Below are 17,796 nucleotides of genomic sequence, written 5' to 3'. Positions count from 1 at the left end.
TAAAGAGTTACTGTAATCCCAATTGTACTCCGAGCGATTATATTTACATATGGTATATATAATTAACCTGCGCTTGTATATACAGTATATACCCATCATTTATTATATACTATTTGATAATTGCGTTCCAACCCGGAAAAAATGCCCGGAAGGATAATATTACGGGATTTCGGGTACCAGCTTTCCTCAAAGATGATATCGACAGTTATTTAAAAAAATAAAGGGGAACTCCCTCTATGGCCAGAAGTAAAGTAAAAAACCTCCTCCTCCTCAAGCAGATTCACAAAGCCGTGGCCCAGATCAAGAAAGGCAACCTGGAAAAAGCCCTTGAGACTCTTGACCGGGCAGAAAAATCCGCCCGCTCAGCAAACTCCACGGATGCCCTTTACTACATCCTCTTCACCCGCGGCGGAATCCTCTACTCCGCAAAGAAGTACGACGAAGCCCTCGAAACCTACGAAAAAGCCCTCGAAGTCGGCGGTACCCTCCTCGAAAAAGACCCCGAAAACTCCGACTACCAGCACTATATGGGCACAACCCTGAGCAGCATGGGAAACCTCCTGAAAAGCAAAGGAGACAGCTCCCGAGCCGCCGAATCCTACGCCCTCGCCCGCGAGATCTACGCCAAACTCCTCACCAGAGACCCCGAAAACTCCGTCTTCCGCACCTCTGCCGGCGAAAACCTCAACAACTACGGCACCCTCCTCACCGAAACCGCCTCCTACGATGAAGCCGAGGAAGTCCTGAACGCCGCAGTCGAAATCTACGCCAAATTCCTCGAAGAAAAACCCGACAACCCCGGCTACCAGGCAGAACTCTCCACCACCCTCAGCCAGCTAGGAAACTGCCTCAAACAGATGGACCCGGAAAGAGCCGAAGAAGCCAGAGAAAAACTCGAAAAAGCCCTCGGAATCCAGGAAACCCTCCTGGAAGACCAGCCGGACAACGAAAAAATAAAAGAAGCTATTGATTTAACCCGGGAACGCCTGGAAGGTCTCTGACCTCCGGAGCAAACCTTCTTTTTTCGACCATTTATATTCATTAAAAACCCCAAACAACCGCCGAGTGCCAGCACCCGTGCCAGCCGAATTGCGCCTCGGCATCACAGAAAATCAGAGATTTTCTGGGAGTTGCGATGAAATCGCAACAGTACGCTGTCCGTTTCGGTCGCTACGCTCACTCAAGCGGACTAAATTATTTTAGAACCCCAAGCAACCGCCGAGTGCCAGCACCCATGCCCACCCCCGTTCGCCGAAGGCGAACGGCTTTTCCCTGAAAATGAAATAAAAGAAGAAGTGTAATTTAACCAACTTTGTGACTTCAACTTTAAGCAACCAAGCCCTAAAAAACCTGAATAAAATAATGTGCAAGCTAGCACATTTTAACCAACTTTGCGACTTCAACTTTAAGCAATCAAGTCAAGAAAAACAGAAAAATGAATGTCAAAAGCTAGCGAATTTCAACCAACTTCGCGATTTTTAACTTTCAGCAACCAAAACCTAAAAAACCCGAAAAATCAATGCGAAAACTAATACATTTAAACCGAACCCTGAACTTCTCCTTTCTCAGCGATTGAACGCTCTCACCGCCCCCTCACCTCAAAGCCCGGCAAAACCTTTTTTCCCGCTTATTTCCATTCCGGCACCCGGACGAAGATCAGCACCTTAACCACCGTCGCCCCTGCTTCAGAGATTATCTCCCGAAAAGAGCAGCATATGCATGTAGAGCAGGATCATCAGCCCGCCAACAATCCCCCAGATTAACTGGTAAGTGAAATAAGAATAGATGACCAGTCCGAGCACAAACAACGTGAGCAGTATATTTGCCACCCTGACCTTCCGCTTCATCCGGGGGTCATGCGGGGTTCCGGCTTCGTCTTCATTAAGGTCGTACTCCCGGAAATAGCGCCGTTCCTGCCTCATAAGAAAGAACAGCCTCAGGATGAGGATGTCAGTGATTATGCCCCAGAGTAGCTGGCCTATGTAGAAGGTGTAGAGGAGGATGGCTGCAAGGAAGATAGCCAAAAGTAGGTGGTACGGTTTTTCGTATCTGCTTTTTCCGGAGGGGGCTTTCCTGCCCTTTTCCGGAATGGATCCCCCACTTTTATATTCTGCTTCGATTTCCCTATCCCGTTCTACTTCCCGCTCCACGCTAGATTTCCCTCTCCCCGGATATTTTCCCTAGATATAGATTGAAGTGCAATGTCAAGAAACGCAGATTAAAAGAAAGATATGGAACTCTGCACATCTATAATTTAGCTTTTAGTAATATAAAAAGGAGTTGGGGGAGGAGGGAAGAAGGGGAGGAAATGAAAACACAACCTATAAAATGTTACACATCTATTTTTTTAGCATGTCCGAGAGCCCCGAGAAATTGAGAGAAGAAGCAGTAAAAAACTTCAATGAAACCCTGGACCTGATACAGAAAGGAAAAAACGAAGAAGCCCTCGAATCCCTCCGGAAAGCCGAAAAAGCCGCACAGGATGCAAAAGACGGAGCCATTTTGTTCCTCACCTTAAAAACGAGAGGACAACTGCTGCAGTCCCTGGGCAGGCTTGAAGAAGCCCTGGAAACCTACATTTTTTCTTTAATAACCTGCGAAAAATTCCATGAAACAGACCCGGAAAACAAACTTTACCTTGATACCCTCCACATGAACCTTAACAACATCGGAAACCTCGGCAATATCTTCCTGAGAGCAGACAACTTCCCATTCGCTCAGCAGTGCTATGAAATTGGCATAGAAGCCTCCCGGAAACAACTCGAGTTCCATCCCGAAAACAAGTTCTACCAGATGTACGTCGGAAACACACTCAACAACCTCGGAGAACTGCTCTCAAAAATGGGCCAACCCAAAGAAGCAAAAGAAAAATACGAAGAAGCCCTCAAAACCTACTCCCCCCTCCTCAAAAATCACCCGGAAAACTCAGAATACCTCTCAGATACAGCAATGACCCTCAACAATCTCGGAACCCTCTTTTCAGAAAAAGGGCAAAAAGCAGAGGCAAAAGAAAACTTCGAAAAAGCGCTTGATATCCTGAAAACCCTGAGTGAAAAAGAGCCCGAAAACGAAAAGCTCAAGGAAGAAATCAGCCTCACCCTGGAAAGGCTCGAAGCGCTCTGAAATATGACCCGATCATCACACAGAAAAACCAGACTGAAAAAAACACTTAGGAACGATTCAAATATAACATCAAGGATTTTTACTGCCAAGAACCACAGATGGACACGGATAAACACAGATTAAAGCCATCTGTGTGCATCTGTGTTTATCCGTGGTTTATTGAGGTTGTATGATTGATATACACAGAGCAATCTCAAATGAAAACTTGAAGATATGTTTTCACCGTTCCTTAATAAGCGGAAACGCCAGGTCATTAAAATCTGCTACTTCTTCTTCCATTCCATATTCATGCTCAGGCCGCTCTCCTTCGTCAAGCGTGAAAAAACCCACTCGATACACCTATTCACCCAGCCCGGGCTAATAACGATCAAAATCGTGCTGGCGAACCCCGCTGCAAGCGAGGGGTATTCGGCTGAAATAGGAGAAGATGTGGAATTTCACCCGACCCTGCGACTTCTAACTTTCATTGACGGAGATTCAAAACCTGAATAATTCCAGCGGCAAAAGCAAATAATTGAAATTCGCACGACCCACAAAATCTAGCTCTTAACAAAGGATGCTGGATGAAAGGAAAAGAAAGGTAAAGAAAGGTAAAGAAAGGTAAAGAAAGGCAAAGAAAAACACAAGCTATAAAACAGTATAAACCCATTTTTTGAGCATGTCCGAGAGCCCAGAGAAGTTGAGAGAAGAAGCAGGAAATTATTTTCAGGAAACCCTGAACCTGATGCGAAGCGGGAAGCCTGGGGAAGCCCTCGAATCTCTTCAGAAAGCTGAAGAAGCCGCACAGCAGGCGAATGCAGACGACATCCTCCTCCATGTCATGAACATAAGAGGACAGTTGATGCTGTCCATCGGCGCTCTCGATGAAGCGTTGGAGATCTGCGGCCATGCCTCAAACCTTTTTGCAGAAATCTTAACACAAAATCCTGAAAACGATTTTGTCCTGCAATGCCTTCAGATGAACCTTAATAACGTAGGAATCGCCGGAAACCATTTTGAAAGTATGGGGCATTTCCCCCAGGCTAAAGATGCCTATGAAACAGGGTTGTCAATCTCTCAAAAAATGCTGGATTTCCTTCCTCAAGATGATTTTTGTATAATTTACACAGCAAACACCCTCAACAATTTAGGTTCCTTGCTTTTTGATATGGGCAGCATCGAAGAGGCGAAGGAGAAATACGAAAAAGCTCTCGGAATTTATGAAGAACTTCTGAAAACGGACCCTGAAAATGCAGGATACCAATCAGATGTCGCAATGACACTCAACAATTTAGGGACATTGCTTTCTGATACTGGGAACCTTGAAGAGGCGAAGGACCGCTACGAAACTTCCCTCGAAATTTATGAAAAACTTCTGAAAACGGACCCTGAAAATGCAGGATACCAATCATTCGTGGAAACCACACTCAACAATTTAGGAAATTTGCTTTCAGATATGGGCAGCACCGAAGAGGCGAAAGCTAAATACGAAAAAGCCCTCGGAATTTACGAGAAACTCCTCGAAAATGACCCGGAAAACGAACTTTACCTTGACACCTTCCGCATAACCCTCAACAACCTCGGGACCATGTATTCTAAGAATGGGCAAAAAGAAGAAGCAAAAGAATACTTTGAAAAAGCGCTTGATATCCTGAAATTCCTGAGTGAAAAAGATCCCGAGAACGAAAAACTGAAAGAAGAAATCAGACTCACCCAAAAAAAGCTCGAAACACTTTGAAAGTACTTTGAAATATGACCCGGTCATCACACATAAAAATCGGGCTGGAAAAACCACTTAACCGGCTGGAAAAGATCAGCTAACCGGCCTGAAAGCCAAGACGCTAAAAACCACTACCTCTTCTATTCTATTTTCATGCTCAGGCCGCTCTCCTGCGTCGAGCGTGAAAAAGCCCACCTGATACAGCTATTCCCCCAGCCCAGGCTAATAGCACTCAATCAGATTCAAAAAAGGATATCCGGGAAGTTTCCACGGAAACTTCCGCCACTGCCGTGCTGCTCCGGCATTACGTACTCCGGCTTTACGTGAACAGGTCGAAAATGTTTCCCAGCATGCTGCTGTCGGCCTGGTAGAATTCGGTGTATTTGCAGCGTTTGCAGGATACGTGAGTGAATTTCTTGTTCTGGACGTCGAGGAGTTTGCTGATTGTGCCGCCTGTTGTGCGGATTTCGCCGGTTTCGTATGAGGTGTTGCCGCATTTGGGGCAGATGTAGTTAATTTTTTTGCTCATTCTGGGTCTCCTTTTCGGGTTTGGGATGAATTATGAAATTGCTTATAAAGGGTTGTGAGATACACCTAGCTCTATCCTGGCTGTATTTAATATTATTGGAAGTGAGCGGGATAAAATCAAAACGTATATAAAAAAATAAAATGGACGTTTATTTTATGTCGAGACAGAAAATTGACCGGGCGGAGAGATTACTTGAAAAGAGCATGGGACTGGTCAAGAAAGGCAGATTTAATGAGGCACTGAAGACTTTTTCGGAAGCTGAAAAATTTGCGACCGAGTCGGGAAACCCGTACATCCTTTACAATGTACTCTATGCCAGGGGGAGCTTCATGCAGGCCCTGAGGCTGCACAGGGACGCTCTCGGGCTTTACGAAAGGGCTGCTGAGGCTGCGGACGGGATGATTGCCGCAGATCCGGGGAATATAGACGCGCAGACCTGCGTTGCTGCGGTCAACAACAACCTGGGGACCCTGAAGAAGGAGCTGAAGCAGCCGGAAGAGGCTGGAAAGCACTTCGAGCGGGCGCTGGAAATGCTTGAGAAACTGCTTGAAAAGAACAGCGGAAACAGCACCTACCTGACCCATCTCGGCATGGCCTCAAACAACCTGGGGAACCTGTACTCGGAGCTGGGAGAAACTGAGAAAAGCGAGAAGCAATTCAAGAGGGCACTGGAAACTTACGGGGAACTCCTTGCAAAAGAGCCGGAAAATAACCTCTACCAGTCTTACCTGGGAACCGCATACATGAACTTTGGAGTTATGCAGGGTAAAAACGGCTTCAAAGAAGAAGCCGAGCAAAACATGGTAAAAGCCCTGGAAATCCGCGGCAAACTCCTTGCAAGCGACCAGGAAAACCAGGGATACAAAGCAGACTACGACACGACCCTGGAAAAGCTCAGGGAACTCAGGGAAAAAGGGAAGCTGGAAGATAAGGCAGAAGAAAAGAAAGCCGAAGATAAAACTGAAGAGTAAACTGAAGGGTAAAACGAAGGGTAAAACGGAAGAATAAAACGAAGGGTAAAACGGAAGAATAAAACGAAGGGTAAAACGGAAGAGTAAACCGCATAGATAAAACGGTTCACTGCTTCCAATATATTCAGAATCACCAGAATATCCACAAAAATCAGAATCATCAGAATATCCACTAAAATCAGAATCATCAGAATATCCGCCGTAACCGAATATTCAGTATTGCTGGAATCAGCCGGTCTTTTCCGGCATTTCTTTCGCAGGAAAGAAATATTAACAAAGAGAATGATTATCCAACAGGAGTCATGAAAGCCACAGCCATAATTACAATTGCTCTGATCATCTCAGCGTCCCTCATGGCGTTCAAGGTATCTCCCGGGATTGATATGGAGGAGTTCAGGGAAGGAAAGTACATCCACCTTGACCAGGTCACTATCGAATTTGATAAGACCGATGCCGAGGTCATTATTGAATATCGTCTTACACCCTTTGCTCAGGCTTACATGTTTTTATTCGGGAGCAGTCACTTGGAACCGAAAATTAAGGAAATCTTTTTTGATTTCAATGAGGTCACAATCCAGGAAATCGGGAGAACCCATGCAAAAGTCCTTGTAAAAGACATTTCCAGGCAAAGCAACGAGAACTACCTCCACGATTCCAAGGAATTGGGAATGCAGCCGGACATGTTAACCCTCATATACCCCGACGGGACCCTGAGGAATGTCGAAAACGCAAAAGAAACTCCAGACACTTTTTACGACTACACTTGAAGGAGACAGGTTGACATGGAAATACAACTAAACTTTACAACTAAACTTTACAACTAAACTTTACAACTAAACCTTAAAATTTTAGAAACGGCATTTTCTTTCACAGGAGATCTTTTTTCCGGAATTTGCCTCTAATTTCAAAAGATTGCACATAAAGGACATTTCTCATTCTTTTTAGGAACATATATTTAACAGGAAATGCCCAATTTTTCTTTTGATAGCAATGGGAAGATTCACGTTAAAATGTCTGAAATGCGGGACCGAATACGGAGAGCAGTACAGACTTAGCTGTAAAAACGATGACTCTCTTTTACGGGCGGATTACCACGAAAAGAAACTGGAACTGAGGGACCAGCCGGGAATAGGGAGGTTCCACTCCTGGCTTCCGGTCCGGGAGGAACTTACGACCGAAGCCGGACCCATCACCTATAAAAGCGAGGCCCTTGCCAGGGAACTGGGGCTCTCGAACCTCTATATCGGCTTTAGCGGGTACTGGCCGGAGAAGGAAGCTTTTATAAAGACCTGCAGTTTCAAGGAACTCGAAGCCCACCCGACCATGCAGCTCCTGAAAGAAACGGGCGGAAAAGCCATTGTCCTGGCTTCTGCCGGAAACACGGGGAGGGCTTTTGCCCACGTCTCAGCCCTGACAGGGACGGATGTCTATATCGTGGTCCCGGAGTCCGGGGTCCCGAAACTCTGGCTGCCCGAAGAACCCACCGGTTCCGTTCACCTGATCCGGATGACGCCCGGAAACGACTACACCGATGCCATCAACCTGGCGGGCAGGCTTGCAAAACTCCCGGGCATGGTCTCTGAGGGAGGAGCCAGGAACGTCGCCCGCAGGGACGGCATGGGCACGGTAATGGTAGACGCCGCCGTGACCATAGGGAAAATGCCGGACCACTACTTCCAGGCAATTGGAAGCGGCACTGGAGGAATTTCGGTTTGGGAAGCTGCCCTGCGCCTGCAGGCTGACGGGCGTTTCGGGGTCAAACTGCCCAAACTCCAGCTCGCCCAGAACCTGCCCTTTGCGCCGATATACAGGGCATGGGAAGCCGGGAGAAGGGAAATCATCCCTGACCTCGACATGCCGGACGCAAAGCAGCAGATCGCAGAAACCTACGCCTCGGTCCTGACCAACCGCGCCCCGCCCTATGCGGTCAACGGAGGGCTCTACGATGCGCTCACCGACACAAACGGGATCATGTACGGGATCACAAAAGAAGAAGCCCTGGACGCAAAGAAGCTCTTCGAAGCCCTGGAAGGAATCGACATCCTACCCCCCTCCGCAGTCGGAGCTGCCTCTCTCCTGAAAGCCGTAGACGCCGAAAACGTCGCAGAAGACGACGTGATCCTCCTGAACATCGCAGGCGGCGGGTTCGAAAGACTCAAGGAAGACCTTACCCCTATCCCCATCCCTCCTGTAGCTACAGCCGAAAACCCGGATGTGCCTCTTGAAGACCTGATCAGCTGAAAAAAGAATCGATCAGCTGAAAAAGGAACAAGGGAACTAAAAGGATAAGAGAACTAAAAACGAAAAGGAAAAACAGAACAGGAGCTATGTTTATGGAAATGCAGACACCGGAAGAAGAAGTTATATCCATTATGAAAAAAGAGGGCATCGACCTTACAGCAACCCTTCCCTGTGACAGGATCAAGAACTTGCTGCCCCTGGTTTCGGAAAATTTCCGGGAAATCAAGCTAACCAGGGAAGAAAACGGAATAGGGATCTGTGCCGGGGCGTACATGGCAGGGGGAAAGCCCATGATGCTGATCCAGAGCACGGGGCTCGGGAACATGATCAATGCCCTGGAATCCCTGAACATCGTCTGCGGGATTCCCCTCCCGATCCTTAGCAGCTGGAGGGGAGTCTATAAGGAAGGCATCGAAGCCCAGGTCCCGCTGGGAACCCACCTCCCCGGGATTCTCGAAGGGGCAGGGATCGCATATACAATCATAGACAGCCCGGAAAAAATAGGGCTCCTTGAGGATGTTATACGGGACGCATACGAAAACCTCCGCCCCCACGTTGCCCTGGTCTCCCCAAAGACCTGGGAAGGGTCGACCTGCTGTGCCTGGGAAGCCCTGGAAACCCCGGAAGTACCGAAAAAAGAAAAGGTCTGCAAATTCCGCCTGACCCAGAAAGTCCTCAAACCTCTCATGGTCCGGAACGACGCAATCTCAGCCGTGGCGGCCGAACTGGACGGGGAAGTCACGGTAACGAACATCGGAGTCCCCTGCAAGGAGCTCTACGCTGCCAGGGACCGGGACCTTAACTTCTACATGTTCGGGTCCATGGGCCTAGTCTCCTCAATCGGGCTCGGCATCGCGCTTTGCACGGACCGGCAGGTGGCGGTATTCGACGGGGACGGAAGTCTCCTCATGAACCCCAACGCCCTCCTGGAAATCGGCAGGGAAGCCCCGGCAAACCTTACCATAATCGCCCTTGACAACGGGGCTTACGGCTCCACAGGTTCCCAGGAAACCTGTGCTCTGCGCTACATCGACCTGGAAATCCTGGCAAACGCCTGCGGAATCCCGAACACACATAAGGTCAACACGGAAGAGGAACTTGCATACCTCTACAAAGATTCCCTGAGTGCCAGGCAGACATCCTTCCTCCATGTGATCCTCAAGCCCGGAAACACAAAAGCCCCAAATATCCCCCTCAGCCCGGCACAGGCAACCGAACGCTTTATAAAAGCCCTGAGAGATGAAAGCTGAAAAGCCAGGAAAACAAAAAAAATAAAAAAATGGAAAAAATAAAAAAATCGGGGAAAGGAGCCCCTCTGAGATCAGGGTAACCTTATTTTTTCCACCGGCTCCGTTATCCTGAACTTTCCTGAAAGGACTTTTTCTTTCAGGTCCTCTGCGGTCTTCAGCGCCCTTGCGCGGTCGGACTGGCGTAGAGTCACCTTGATTTCACGCATGCAGCCCCCTGTTGTGCAGCGGACAGAGCCAAGCTTTCCCACGAAGGCTCCCCCTTTGCACCTGGAGACGCAGAGCCCGCAGTTAAAGCAGAGGTAGCGGTTATGGACGGTCCTGTCCCCTTTCCGGGTAATAGCTCCCATGGGGCAGGCTTCTTCCACAGGACAGGACTCACAGCCCAGACACTTCTCCGGGTCATAGCGGACCGTGAAGTCCGTATCGTCCCAGACGTCCCCATAAGTGATCCCGCAAAGAGGCAGCCTGCCGGCAACGTCGACCAGCTGGAGGGGGATTTCCCGGTCCCGCTTGAGGATATTTTCCAGCATGCCAGGGTGCAGCACGGGGATCGGGACTGCCCAGGTGTTGATGATTTCGGGCCCCCCGGAGGTTATAAAGCCACCCATGTACTCGGGCTTCATGCCATGCAGGTCAGCGAAACCGGCGAGGTTGGGGTTTTCCGGAGAACTCCGGGTGCCCGAACCTGTCACAAAACCTTCCGCGCCGTTGAGAAGGACCCTTGTCCCAATGCCGATGGTTTCAAGCCCGGGATCATTTTCAATCGGGTTTAACTCCCCACAGCCGCAGAAAGTTAGTTCCCTGAATTCGCCTTCAAAAGGAAGGGCGTGGAAAATAGTATTTAAAGAATCTTTTCCGGGATTTACGAAAGCTTTGTAGTTCCTGAAAGCATGCCTTGTGGCATAGAGCCTTGCAAAAGGCATTTCAGCAAGTGAAGTTTCGGCTGTGAAAGTTTCCCCGCCACTGGTCGTAACATCAACACGGACACTTTTTCCTTCAACCAGCTCCCTGAAGAGGTGTCCACCTCCATAGCGGGGATCGGTCTCGCTGTGCGCCGTCCCGAGCACGACAAGGTCCAGGATTCCCAGCCTTTCGTTGGGGCAGGGCCCGGGGACTGCCGGGACCCCGTTTAAGAGGACCTCTGAAGCCCTGACAAAGGAATCCGGTTCCGAAACCTTGAAAGAAAGGACCGCATAAGTCCCACTCATGATCCCGCGGGTGGCAGTGGTTACCACGTCCACATCTTCAAAGCGGACCTCTTCTCCTGCCCGGACTTTTTCGCTGATTTCCGCCGCTGTAAGAACTAAAGCTTCTCCAGAGTCAATTTTTGCCTGAATTTCCGGAACGGTCCGGCTTTTCCCTGAGAATTCGGATGCATCGCTCATGTTACCCTCAGCCGGAATATTGTTTTTATCCTATTTTAGAGGCTGGGTCGGAGAGTACCCGCCAGGAATCCCTGACTTACGCCATTAAACTGAAAAACCGCTCAAAATCCGGGCAAGACCCCTGAAGTTTCAAAAATTCTAAAGGAAAAAAATAAAAATTCTGAACTGCATGCACCCGGTTTGGGGTCAAAGACGCAAATTTTCAACCAAGTGTGAAAAATTATTAATTAATTTACTCAAATTTTTAAGTATGAGATACGAATATTCGGGTGGAAAAACCCCAACTCACCCAAAACTTATATAAATGATAATGCATTCTATGGTGTTGCACTACGGTGCGACGCAGAAGCAAAACACAAAAGGGCTCGTGGTCTAGACGGTTATGACGTCGCCTTGACATGGCGGAGGTCCTGAGTTCGAATCTCAGCGGGCCCACATTAAGATCTTTCCGGAGTTTTTTCAGGAAAGGTGAAATAAATAAAATCACTACTATGCCGTTTTATAAAAGCAGTTTTTCCAGTAGTGGACTATCTCACATGCCCAGGTAGCTCAGTGGGAGAGCGCTGCCCTGAAGAGGCAGTTGTCCCCGGTTCGAATCCGGGTCTGGGCACCATAGAACATCAGTAGTGTAGCGGTTATCACCGGGCGTTGCCAACGCTCGAACCCGGGTTCGAATCCCGGCTGGTGTATTAAAATATTCAAATACTAAACATGAAGATGTTAAGAAGATAATAAATATTCAAATATTACATACAACTTTTTTCCAGTTACGGTTTTGAGAAAAGGAATAAAACACACAAGAGGGCTCGTGGTCTAGACGGTTATGACGTCGCCTTGACATGGCGGAGGTCCTGAGTTCGAATCTCAGCGGGCCCACATCAAAACTTTTCCGGAGCTTTTTTCGGAAAGATAAAAACAAAATAAATCACTAAATCACTACCTTATCGTTTTTACCAAAACTGATTTTCAGGTAGTGAACTATCTCACATGCCCAGGTAGCTCAGTGGGAGAGCGCTGCCCTGAAGAGGCAGTTGTCCCCGGTTCGAATCCGGGTCTGGGCACCATAGAACATCAGTAGTGTAGCGGTTATCACCGGGCGTTGCCAACGCTCGAACCCGGGTTCGAATCCCGGCTGGTGTATTTCCGTATAAATTTCCGTATAAATTTCCGTATAAATTTCCGTATAAATATCTTTTTTCATTCAAATATTACAAGGTAATATAGTTTTCCGTTCAAATCCTATGATGACATTATTTTCTTTTCAATGCAAAATTAATTCAAGGTTTTTCCGCACAACATATCTTTTAGGCCTTGTTGCGAGCAAAATGAACATTTTTCAGCCCCGGGCTCAAACGATATCAGGCTCAATGTTAACTTCGCAAAACATAAAGAAAATGAAACAGATGCCCGGATCAACATCGAAAAGGGTTTCTGTCAACCTGCGAATGGTCAACCAAAACATTAATTAAAACAAAAAATCATTATAAATATTGGATATAAATCTCGAAAAGACAAGAGAGTCTGCTTGGAGATCTATACCCACCCTATTAGCAAACCTGAAAAATCGTAAAAGGAGACCTTAAAATGTCAGCAAAGTTCCAGAAGAGAAATGCAGAGCGCAAAGGTGTCAAGAAACAGAACGAACTGGAGCAGAAGTTAATCAAGGAAGTCGTGCACGAAATTCAGGTAAGCGGTGGTGGATCTACAAAGTGAGCAAAAAAGTACACATAACCATTCAAGCCGGAGAAATTTCCGAGCAGACCGTAGAAGTAGCAGATGACGCTAGCTACGAAGACCTGCTTGATACATTAGATATTAATCAGGAAACGGTTCTTGTATTAAATGAAGGGAATGCTGTCCCTCTGGATGGGATCGTCCTTTCCGACAAGCTTACAATCCTGAGAGTAGTAACAGGGGGTTGACCTGTCCGGAAGGAGAACCCCCTTCCTTTATTATATTTTTTTTCTAGAATCCAGGATTTTTCTATTTTCGAAACTCAAAGTTTTGAAATATATGAAGTTTCGGCCCAAAAACTACGAATTCTCAAAGTGCCGAATCCCCAGGTCCCAACTTCTCAAAATACCGGACTCTCAAAGGGCTGAATCCCCTAAGCGCTGATTCATCTAAGCGCCGAATCATCAAAATTCTGGAATTCTTAAAACCCCGAATCATCAAAGATCAGGAATTCAGAAAGTTCTTATTTTATAGAGTTTTTTTTGCAAATCCATTGGTGCATTTAGTTCATTATACCCGAAGTGCCAGAGAGCCGGCATTAACTCAAGGGAACCATCGGCCATATTCAGATTACAAATCTAAGAGAAAACAGAATTTGGAAACGAAAATCAGGATAGAATAGAGGACAGGATAAAACTAACAGAGTTGATAGTGTAAGAAAATCAGGAAAAACAGAAAAACAGAAAAACAGAAAAACCAGGGAAACCAGGGAAAAACAGAACAATAATACACAAGCCAGGAAAGGATGGAATAGAAAAGTACATGCATGGATTTTACTTCCATAATGGGCAAATTCCTGAGGGCAATTCCCCGAGGGACTTACAGCCATTATGGGAGCGAAACCTTATTTTGATCCAGTGCCTCAAAGACCTTCATTTTGGAAGGTTCACTGGCACCTTTTTGCTCATAACTTTCAGTTTCTTGATTGCGGAAATGGTAGCCTGGGACTCTTTGTAGATTTTGTCCTCATAGAAGCTGATAATCTCATCAACCGGAGCCGCGAGAGAGTATATCTTGATAGGGCGTCCCTTGCCTGGCTTCTTTTCCGAACGCACGTTGACCCAGGACTGGTTTCTCATCAACCGCATTGCAAGGCTGACTTCCGGCTGCCTCAGTCCGGTACTGATTTCGATTTCACGGGATGAAGCCTCGTCCACATTCATAAGATATGCCATCGTTGTGGCAACGTTTCTTGACATCCCGAGGTTCCTTAACGTTTCAATAAATATGTGGTCATTTTCGTCCAGTACTTTCACTTCGAAATCTTTCATGATAACCCCTTCATACTCTGTACTTCGACAACATGGCGTTAGCTAAAGAATATCCTGGTAATTATTATTAGACCATTAAATAACGGATTCCTGATCAGCCGTTAAAAGCCAACAACACTTACCAAATTATAATGCTGTATATATTAATTCAGTAACTAACTATGTTTTGCCATTTTAAAGCAATAAAAAATCGTTTTTGCAATCCAGCGGATTGTTCCCCGTTTTTAGTCCAACTAGCCGGTTATCAAAACAATTAAATTATATTTTATACAACCAGCCTTAAAGCCCCGTTTTATAGATTCATTGGACGAAACGTATAGGCTTAACAATTAAACCTGTATACGTATATAATTAGAAGGTTATTCATCTCCAACAACTAATAATGAACTCATACTATTTAAAGTTGTATATATTAAAAGGGAATTTAAAAACTTATTTCCTTCCAGAACACATTTTATTATTAAAAAAATGCCTGAAATTATTATGCATTATCATGCATAAGGTTGAATAAAAAAGTGGGGGAGTTCTTAATAAAAAAGTTTTAAGCAAGTATTATTAAGAATATGCAAGAAGACGGCAAGAATATATAGAGTATTTATATTAGCCCGCATATGCGTAAAAGATTAAGAATACTTCGTTTTTTGTCGAGTAAAATATCAATCCTGGAACTAAAATATCGGCATTTCCCTAAAACATCTGCCTTAACCTCAAGAGCATAAATCCAAAAGTCAGACCAAATATAAAAAACGAAAAAAATATATAGACGATAAATACATTATTAAAATGTATATTTAAATGTACCCCAAATAAAGAGATTAAGCGGAGAATATCTCAAAAAGAGCCAGAAAAGGAAAGGAGATAGTTTCCTGCACTTCACCGAGTTCCCATTTTATCTCTTACTGATTATTCTCTTACTGATTATTATCTTACTGATTATTCTCTTACTGATTATTCTCTTACCAATTATTATCTTACTGATTATTCTCTTACTGATTATTCTCTTACCAATTATTATCTTACTGATTATTCTCTTACCAATTACTCTCTTACCAATTATTCTCTTACTGATTATTATCTTACTGATTATTCTCTTACCAATTATTCTCTTACTGATTATCACCTTAACATTTGCACTTCACCGATTTGTTCATTCCTCGCTGAAATATTTCCTGGCCAGAAGGCCTGTACTCGAAGCGATGAGTACCAGGAGGAAAAATGCGATTACCATTCCTTCGGAGGTAAAATCCTGCCAGGAATGCACCGAGGTCCAGAGTCCGCTTCTCGTTACGAAGGTCGAGAAGATGACCAGGATAAAGGAAAGCACTGCGAGCAGAGGGAGCAAAAAGCCATATTCCCCGTGGCGGAACCTCAGGTTTGCATGCAGGTAGGCGGTTGCAGTCAGCCAGGGTATCAGAGAGGAAGTTTCCACAGGGTCCCAGCTCCAGTACCAGGCGCCCCAGCCAAGCACCTCGTATGCCCAGAAGCCCCCGAAACCGATCCCCAGGGTCAGGAAAAGCCAGGCAGCCCGCATCCAGGTGGAAGCAAGCTCCGGCCACCTTTTATCACGCAGGATGAGCCCTGCAAACGCAGCCGAAAAAGGCAGGGTAAAAGCGGCATATCCCAGGAAAAGGACAGGGGGATGAATGGCCATCCAGGGGTTCCGGAGCAGAGGGTTCATGCCCTGCCCGTAGGAGACAGGGAAAGGCTCCGCAAAGGGGTTCCAGTTAGCAATTTCCGGCATCCCTGTAGCGGAAAATTGGTACATCGAAAACGGGTTTTTCAGCACGAGGAGAACCAGGAAGACCGAGGCTATAAAAAGCGCTGTAGATCTTGTGAGAGTGAGAAGTTTCGTATCCCGGAGAGCTTTTCCACTTTCGGAGTAACGGGTAGCCGCCAGCATTATGAAAATGAAACCTGTCCAGAGCAGGAACGAACCTTCCTGCCCTGCCCAGAGTGCCGAGAACCTGTAGTACCAGACAAGGTCCGAACTGGAATGCTGGAAAACATAGCTGTATTCCGTTTTTACGTTAAGCAGGTAAGAGGTAAGCAGCAGGAGAGAGGCAACAATTCCCGCCCCGCCTGCCAGCTCAAGCTTTTCGGAAAGCGTTTTGACTTTCCCGTCCCCCCTCAGGTAATACAGGAGAGAAGTCAGGAAAGCCAGCAGCCCGCAAGCACCTGCAACCCAGATAAGAATCATTCCGAAATTCATAAAAATCACCATCAAATGCCTGCGTTTATTCCCGCCTCATTTCAGGCTTTGTTTTCTTCTGATTTTTCGCCATTTTTGCCCGCCCCTCATTTCCGGACACGCCATTTCCGGACACACGATTTCCGGAAGACAGGGAACCCGAAACAAAAACCAGCACGATTCCAAGGACCATTATGTAAAACCCGCCCCAGAGAAAAGTCATGAAAGGCACTTTCCGGACATAGAGGTCCACAGTTTGAGTTTTCGAATCCACGGATTTAGGGGCGATGAAGAGCTCCTCAAGAAGCCCCCTGTGGATATAAGTTTCAGTGTAGGACTGTCCCCATTTGAAGTCGTTTATGTATTTGACCTGCCCGTGCTCAAAGAACCTGCCCCATTTGTACACATCAAAATCGATCGTGTTCACGTAAGCAGAGCCTGAGTACCCACCATAAGGTTCCCCTTCCATGCCGGAAGAGAAGTCCGTAATACGGATGCTGTAGCCCATTGACTCAAAAGTGCCCACTTCGTCCAGGGAGATTATCGCGGAATCTTCCAGGTTCAGGTTTGTGCTGAACACGATCCCGACCAGGAGTAAAACCGCTCCGAGGTGGATGATGTGGGACCCGGTTCTCCGGAGTTTTTCCGAAAAATTGCTGCCACGGGAAGAAAGCAACTTATATACAACCGCAAAAAGAGCAGCTGAAAGGATCGGAAAGGCGACGTTAATCGGCATACTGGAGAAGGGAGAGAACACAGCCGAAACTATCGACCCCAGCACTCCGAGCCCTACAACTACCAGTCCCTCTTTCCGGCCCGCGCTTCCAAGCATGAGACAGAAAGCCAGCACCAGCACAAGGGCAAGGGTAGGCAGAGCTGTCCGAGCATTAAAATAAGCAGCTTCCAGCAGAATTCCTTCTCCTGAAGTAACCTTCACGAGAAAAGGGGTCAAAAGCCCCATCGTGACTATGGCTGCAAGCAACACCAGAACCGAGATGGCCGCAAACATGGTGCTGCGAACTGTGAGAATTTCATCGATTTTTTTCATGGAAAAGCCTAAAAAAGCGTATTAAAATAACAATTCAATAAAATAAAGACTATTAAACGAATAATACTTACTCAAACCAATTATTTAAACGTACCTGAAAAAGTTGAAAGCATTTTCCATATTGGGAAAGCCTGTAAATTGAAAAGTCTTTCCCGCCCGGTTCCTGATACACACAAAAAAATAAAAAGGATAAAGGTATGGAAGGAAGGGAAACTCCCCTCCTCCTAAAGGGAAATGGAAGGGAACTAAGAATAGCTTATAGTATAATACCTGGTATTTAACATCAGGAATATTAAAATCCGAAAAATTGCCATCAGGAACATTAGTATTCGAAAAACTAGCACCCGGAAAACTAAC

16 protein-coding genes and 6 tRNA genes are annotated in these 17,796 nt (G+C 46.3%); 16 read left to right on the top strand and 6 right to left on the bottom strand.

The features are described 5' to 3' along the window. The first annotated feature begins 236 nt into the window (after nucleotides 1-236). Nucleotides 237-1,001 carry a tetratricopeptide repeat protein gene (locus ACSAZK_RS16460; protein ID WP_440955102.1) on the top strand — a complete coding sequence of 255 codons (765 nt, stop codon included), beginning with the start codon at nucleotides 237-239 and terminating at the stop codon, nucleotides 999-1,001. Nucleotides 1,002-1,685: 684 nt separating this feature from the next. Here the strand turns inward: ACSAZK_RS16460 and ACSAZK_RS16455 are convergent. Continuing rightward, nucleotides 1,686-2,150 (bottom strand): hypothetical protein, encoded by a 465-nt coding sequence (locus tag ACSAZK_RS16455; protein ID WP_440955101.1) that lies wholly within the window; start codon nucleotides 2,148-2,150, stop codon nucleotides 1,686-1,688. 202 nt (nucleotides 2,151-2,352) lie between these two features. On the opposite strand from ACSAZK_RS16455, the gene ACSAZK_RS16450 reads away from it, so the two are divergent. The 3 genes from ACSAZK_RS16450 to ACSAZK_RS16440 all read left to right on the top strand — a co-directional run bounded on the left by ACSAZK_RS16450 (nucleotide 2,353) and on the right by ACSAZK_RS16440 (nucleotide 4,840). Beyond that, the gene (locus tag ACSAZK_RS16450; RefSeq protein WP_440955100.1) at nucleotides 2,353-3,123 is read left to right on the top strand and encodes a tetratricopeptide repeat protein; all 771 of its coding nucleotides are present in this window, start codon (nucleotides 2,353-2,355) and stop codon (nucleotides 3,121-3,123) included. A 213-nt stretch (nucleotides 3,124-3,336) separates the two neighbouring features. Then, entirely contained in the window at nucleotides 3,337-3,615 is a 279-nt protein-coding gene (locus ACSAZK_RS16445; protein ID WP_440955099.1) for a hypothetical protein, read from the top strand. A 166-nt stretch (nucleotides 3,616-3,781) separates the two neighbouring features. Then, the gene (locus ACSAZK_RS16440; RefSeq protein WP_440955098.1) at nucleotides 3,782-4,840 is read left to right on the top strand and encodes a tetratricopeptide repeat protein; all 1,059 of its coding nucleotides are present in this window, start codon (nucleotides 3,782-3,784) and stop codon (nucleotides 4,838-4,840) included. A gap of 301 nt (nucleotides 4,841-5,141) precedes the next feature. Here the strand turns inward: ACSAZK_RS16440 and ACSAZK_RS16435 are convergent, their stop codons facing one another. Continuing rightward, nucleotides 5,142-5,351 (bottom strand): zinc ribbon domain-containing protein, encoded by a 210-nt coding sequence (locus ACSAZK_RS16435; protein ID WP_440955097.1) that lies wholly within the window; start codon nucleotides 5,349-5,351, stop codon nucleotides 5,142-5,144. Nucleotides 5,352-5,506: 155 nt separating this feature from the next. Here ACSAZK_RS16435 and ACSAZK_RS16430 point away from each other — a divergent pair, with 155 nt between their 5' ends. The 4 genes from ACSAZK_RS16430 to comE all read left to right on the top strand — a co-directional run bounded on the left by ACSAZK_RS16430 (nucleotide 5,507) and on the right by comE (nucleotide 9,813). Next, nucleotides 5,507-6,322 carry a tetratricopeptide repeat protein gene (locus ACSAZK_RS16430; RefSeq protein WP_440955096.1) on the top strand — a complete coding sequence of 272 codons (816 nt, stop codon included), beginning with the start codon at nucleotides 5,507-5,509 and terminating at the stop codon, nucleotides 6,320-6,322. 302 nt (nucleotides 6,323-6,624) lie between these two features. Continuing rightward, nucleotides 6,625-7,089: a hypothetical protein gene (locus ACSAZK_RS16425; protein ID WP_440955095.1), complete on the top strand. Its 465-nt coding sequence runs from the start codon at nucleotides 6,625-6,627 to the stop codon at nucleotides 7,087-7,089. Nucleotides 7,090-7,312: 223 nt separating this feature from the next. Next, nucleotides 7,313-8,563 (top strand): cysteate synthase, encoded by a 1,251-nt coding sequence (locus tag ACSAZK_RS16420; protein ID WP_440957050.1) that lies wholly within the window; start codon nucleotides 7,313-7,315, stop codon nucleotides 8,561-8,563. A 92-nt stretch (nucleotides 8,564-8,655) separates the two neighbouring features. After that, nucleotides 8,656-9,813 (top strand): sulfopyruvate decarboxylase subunit beta, encoded by a 1,158-nt coding sequence (comE, locus tag ACSAZK_RS16415; protein ID WP_440955094.1) that lies wholly within the window; start codon nucleotides 8,656-8,658, stop codon nucleotides 9,811-9,813. 71 nt (nucleotides 9,814-9,884) lie between these two features. Here comE and ACSAZK_RS16410 read toward each other — a convergent pair whose 3' ends face one another. Next, on the bottom strand, nucleotides 9,885-11,198 hold the full coding sequence (locus tag ACSAZK_RS16410; protein WP_440955093.1) for a methanogenesis marker 16 metalloprotein: 1,314 nt from the start codon (nucleotides 11,196-11,198) through the stop codon (nucleotides 9,885-9,887). A 361-nt stretch (nucleotides 11,199-11,559) separates the two neighbouring features. On the opposite strand from ACSAZK_RS16410, the gene ACSAZK_RS16405 reads away from it, so the two are divergent. From ACSAZK_RS16405 to ACSAZK_RS16370, 8 genes are all read left to right on the top strand, one after another. Beyond that, nucleotides 11,560-11,633, top strand: a tRNA-Val gene (locus tag ACSAZK_RS16405). A gap of 103 nt (nucleotides 11,634-11,736) precedes the next feature. Further along, nucleotides 11,737-11,811: transfer RNA gene (locus tag ACSAZK_RS16400), tRNA-Phe, on the top strand. A 4-nt stretch (nucleotides 11,812-11,815) separates the two neighbouring features. Then, a tRNA-Gly gene (locus tag ACSAZK_RS16395) sits at nucleotides 11,816-11,887 on the top strand. Nucleotides 11,888-12,000: 113 nt separating this feature from the next. Next, nucleotides 12,001-12,074, top strand: a tRNA-Val gene (locus tag ACSAZK_RS16390). A gap of 113 nt (nucleotides 12,075-12,187) precedes the next feature. Continuing rightward, nucleotides 12,188-12,262: transfer RNA gene (locus tag ACSAZK_RS16385), tRNA-Phe, on the top strand. 4 nt (nucleotides 12,263-12,266) lie between these two features. Continuing rightward, nucleotides 12,267-12,338: transfer RNA gene (locus ACSAZK_RS16380), tRNA-Gly, on the top strand. A 444-nt stretch (nucleotides 12,339-12,782) separates the two neighbouring features. After that, nucleotides 12,783-12,911, top strand: a complete 129-nt coding sequence (locus tag ACSAZK_RS16375; protein WP_440955092.1) for a hypothetical protein — start codon at nucleotides 12,783-12,785, stop codon at nucleotides 12,909-12,911. Then, nucleotides 12,908-13,120 carry a hypothetical protein gene (locus tag ACSAZK_RS16370; protein ID WP_440955091.1) on the top strand — a complete coding sequence of 71 codons (213 nt, stop codon included), beginning with the start codon at nucleotides 12,908-12,910 and terminating at the stop codon, nucleotides 13,118-13,120. The genes ACSAZK_RS16375 and ACSAZK_RS16370 overlap by 4 nt, the downstream gene beginning before the upstream one ends. A 684-nt stretch (nucleotides 13,121-13,804) precedes the next feature. Here the strand turns inward: ACSAZK_RS16370 and ACSAZK_RS16365 are convergent. The 3 genes from ACSAZK_RS16365 to ACSAZK_RS16355 form a co-directional block, all read right to left on the bottom strand. Further along, nucleotides 13,805-14,203: a transcriptional regulator protein gene (locus ACSAZK_RS16365; RefSeq protein WP_440955090.1), complete on the bottom strand. Its 399-nt coding sequence runs from the start codon at nucleotides 14,201-14,203 to the stop codon at nucleotides 13,805-13,807. 1,147 nt (nucleotides 14,204-15,350) lie between these two features. Beyond that, a complete protein-coding gene (gene ccsA, locus ACSAZK_RS16360; RefSeq protein ID WP_440955089.1) occupies nucleotides 15,351-16,412 on the bottom strand; it encodes a cytochrome c biogenesis protein CcsA in 1,062 nt (353 codons plus the stop codon). Between the two features lie 25 nt (nucleotides 16,413-16,437). After that, on the bottom strand, nucleotides 16,438-17,439 hold the full coding sequence (locus tag ACSAZK_RS16355; protein WP_440955088.1) for a cytochrome c-type biogenesis CcmF C-terminal domain-containing protein: 1,002 nt from the start codon (nucleotides 17,437-17,439) through the stop codon (nucleotides 16,438-16,440). Nucleotides 17,440-17,796: the final 357 nt, after the last annotated feature.

Origin of the sequence: Methanosarcina sediminis, from assembly GCF_052056915.1 — an archaeon.
Classification (GTDB): domain Archaea; phylum Halobacteriota; class Methanosarcinia; order Methanosarcinales; family Methanosarcinaceae; genus MTP4.
The sequence above is the reverse complement of the archived record's forward strand: the minus strand, read 5'-3'. Positions and strand labels throughout refer to the sequence as shown.

Coding starts and splice junctions, on each gene's coding strand:
- ACSAZK_RS16435 (WP_440955097.1), bottom strand. CDS start 5,351: ATGAGCAAAAAAATTAACTACATCTGCCCCAAATGCGGCAACACCTCA.
- ACSAZK_RS16450 (WP_440955100.1), top strand. CDS start 2,353: ATGTCCGAGAGCCCCGAGAAATTGAGAGAAGAAGCAGTAAAAAACTTC.
- ACSAZK_RS16375 (WP_440955092.1), top strand. CDS start 12,783: ATGTCAGCAAAGTTCCAGAAGAGAAATGCAGAGCGCAAAGGTGTCAAG.
- ACSAZK_RS16430 (WP_440955096.1), top strand. CDS start 5,507: ATGTCGAGACAGAAAATTGACCGGGCGGAGAGATTACTTGAAAAGAGC.
- ACSAZK_RS16445 (WP_440955099.1), top strand. CDS start 3,337: ATGTTTTCACCGTTCCTTAATAAGCGGAAACGCCAGGTCATTAAAATC.
- ccsA (WP_440955089.1), bottom strand. CDS start 16,412: ATGAATTTCGGAATGATTCTTATCTGGGTTGCAGGTGCTTGCGGGCTG.
- ACSAZK_RS16420 (WP_440957050.1), top strand. CDS start 7,313: ATGGGAAGATTCACGTTAAAATGTCTGAAATGCGGGACCGAATACGGA.
- ACSAZK_RS16440 (WP_440955098.1), top strand. CDS start 3,782: ATGTCCGAGAGCCCAGAGAAGTTGAGAGAAGAAGCAGGAAATTATTTT.
- ACSAZK_RS16425 (WP_440955095.1), top strand. CDS start 6,625: ATGAAAGCCACAGCCATAATTACAATTGCTCTGATCATCTCAGCGTCC.
- ACSAZK_RS16355 (WP_440955088.1), bottom strand. CDS start 17,439: ATGAAAAAAATCGATGAAATTCTCACAGTTCGCAGCACCATGTTTGCG.
- ACSAZK_RS16365 (WP_440955090.1), bottom strand. CDS start 14,203: ATGAAAGATTTCGAAGTGAAAGTACTGGACGAAAATGACCACATATTT.
- comE (WP_440955094.1), top strand. CDS start 8,656: ATGGAAATGCAGACACCGGAAGAAGAAGTTATATCCATTATGAAAAAA.
- ACSAZK_RS16410 (WP_440955093.1), bottom strand. CDS start 11,198: ATGAGCGATGCATCCGAATTCTCAGGGAAAAGCCGGACCGTTCCGGAA.
- ACSAZK_RS16460 (WP_440955102.1), top strand. CDS start 237: ATGGCCAGAAGTAAAGTAAAAAACCTCCTCCTCCTCAAGCAGATTCAC.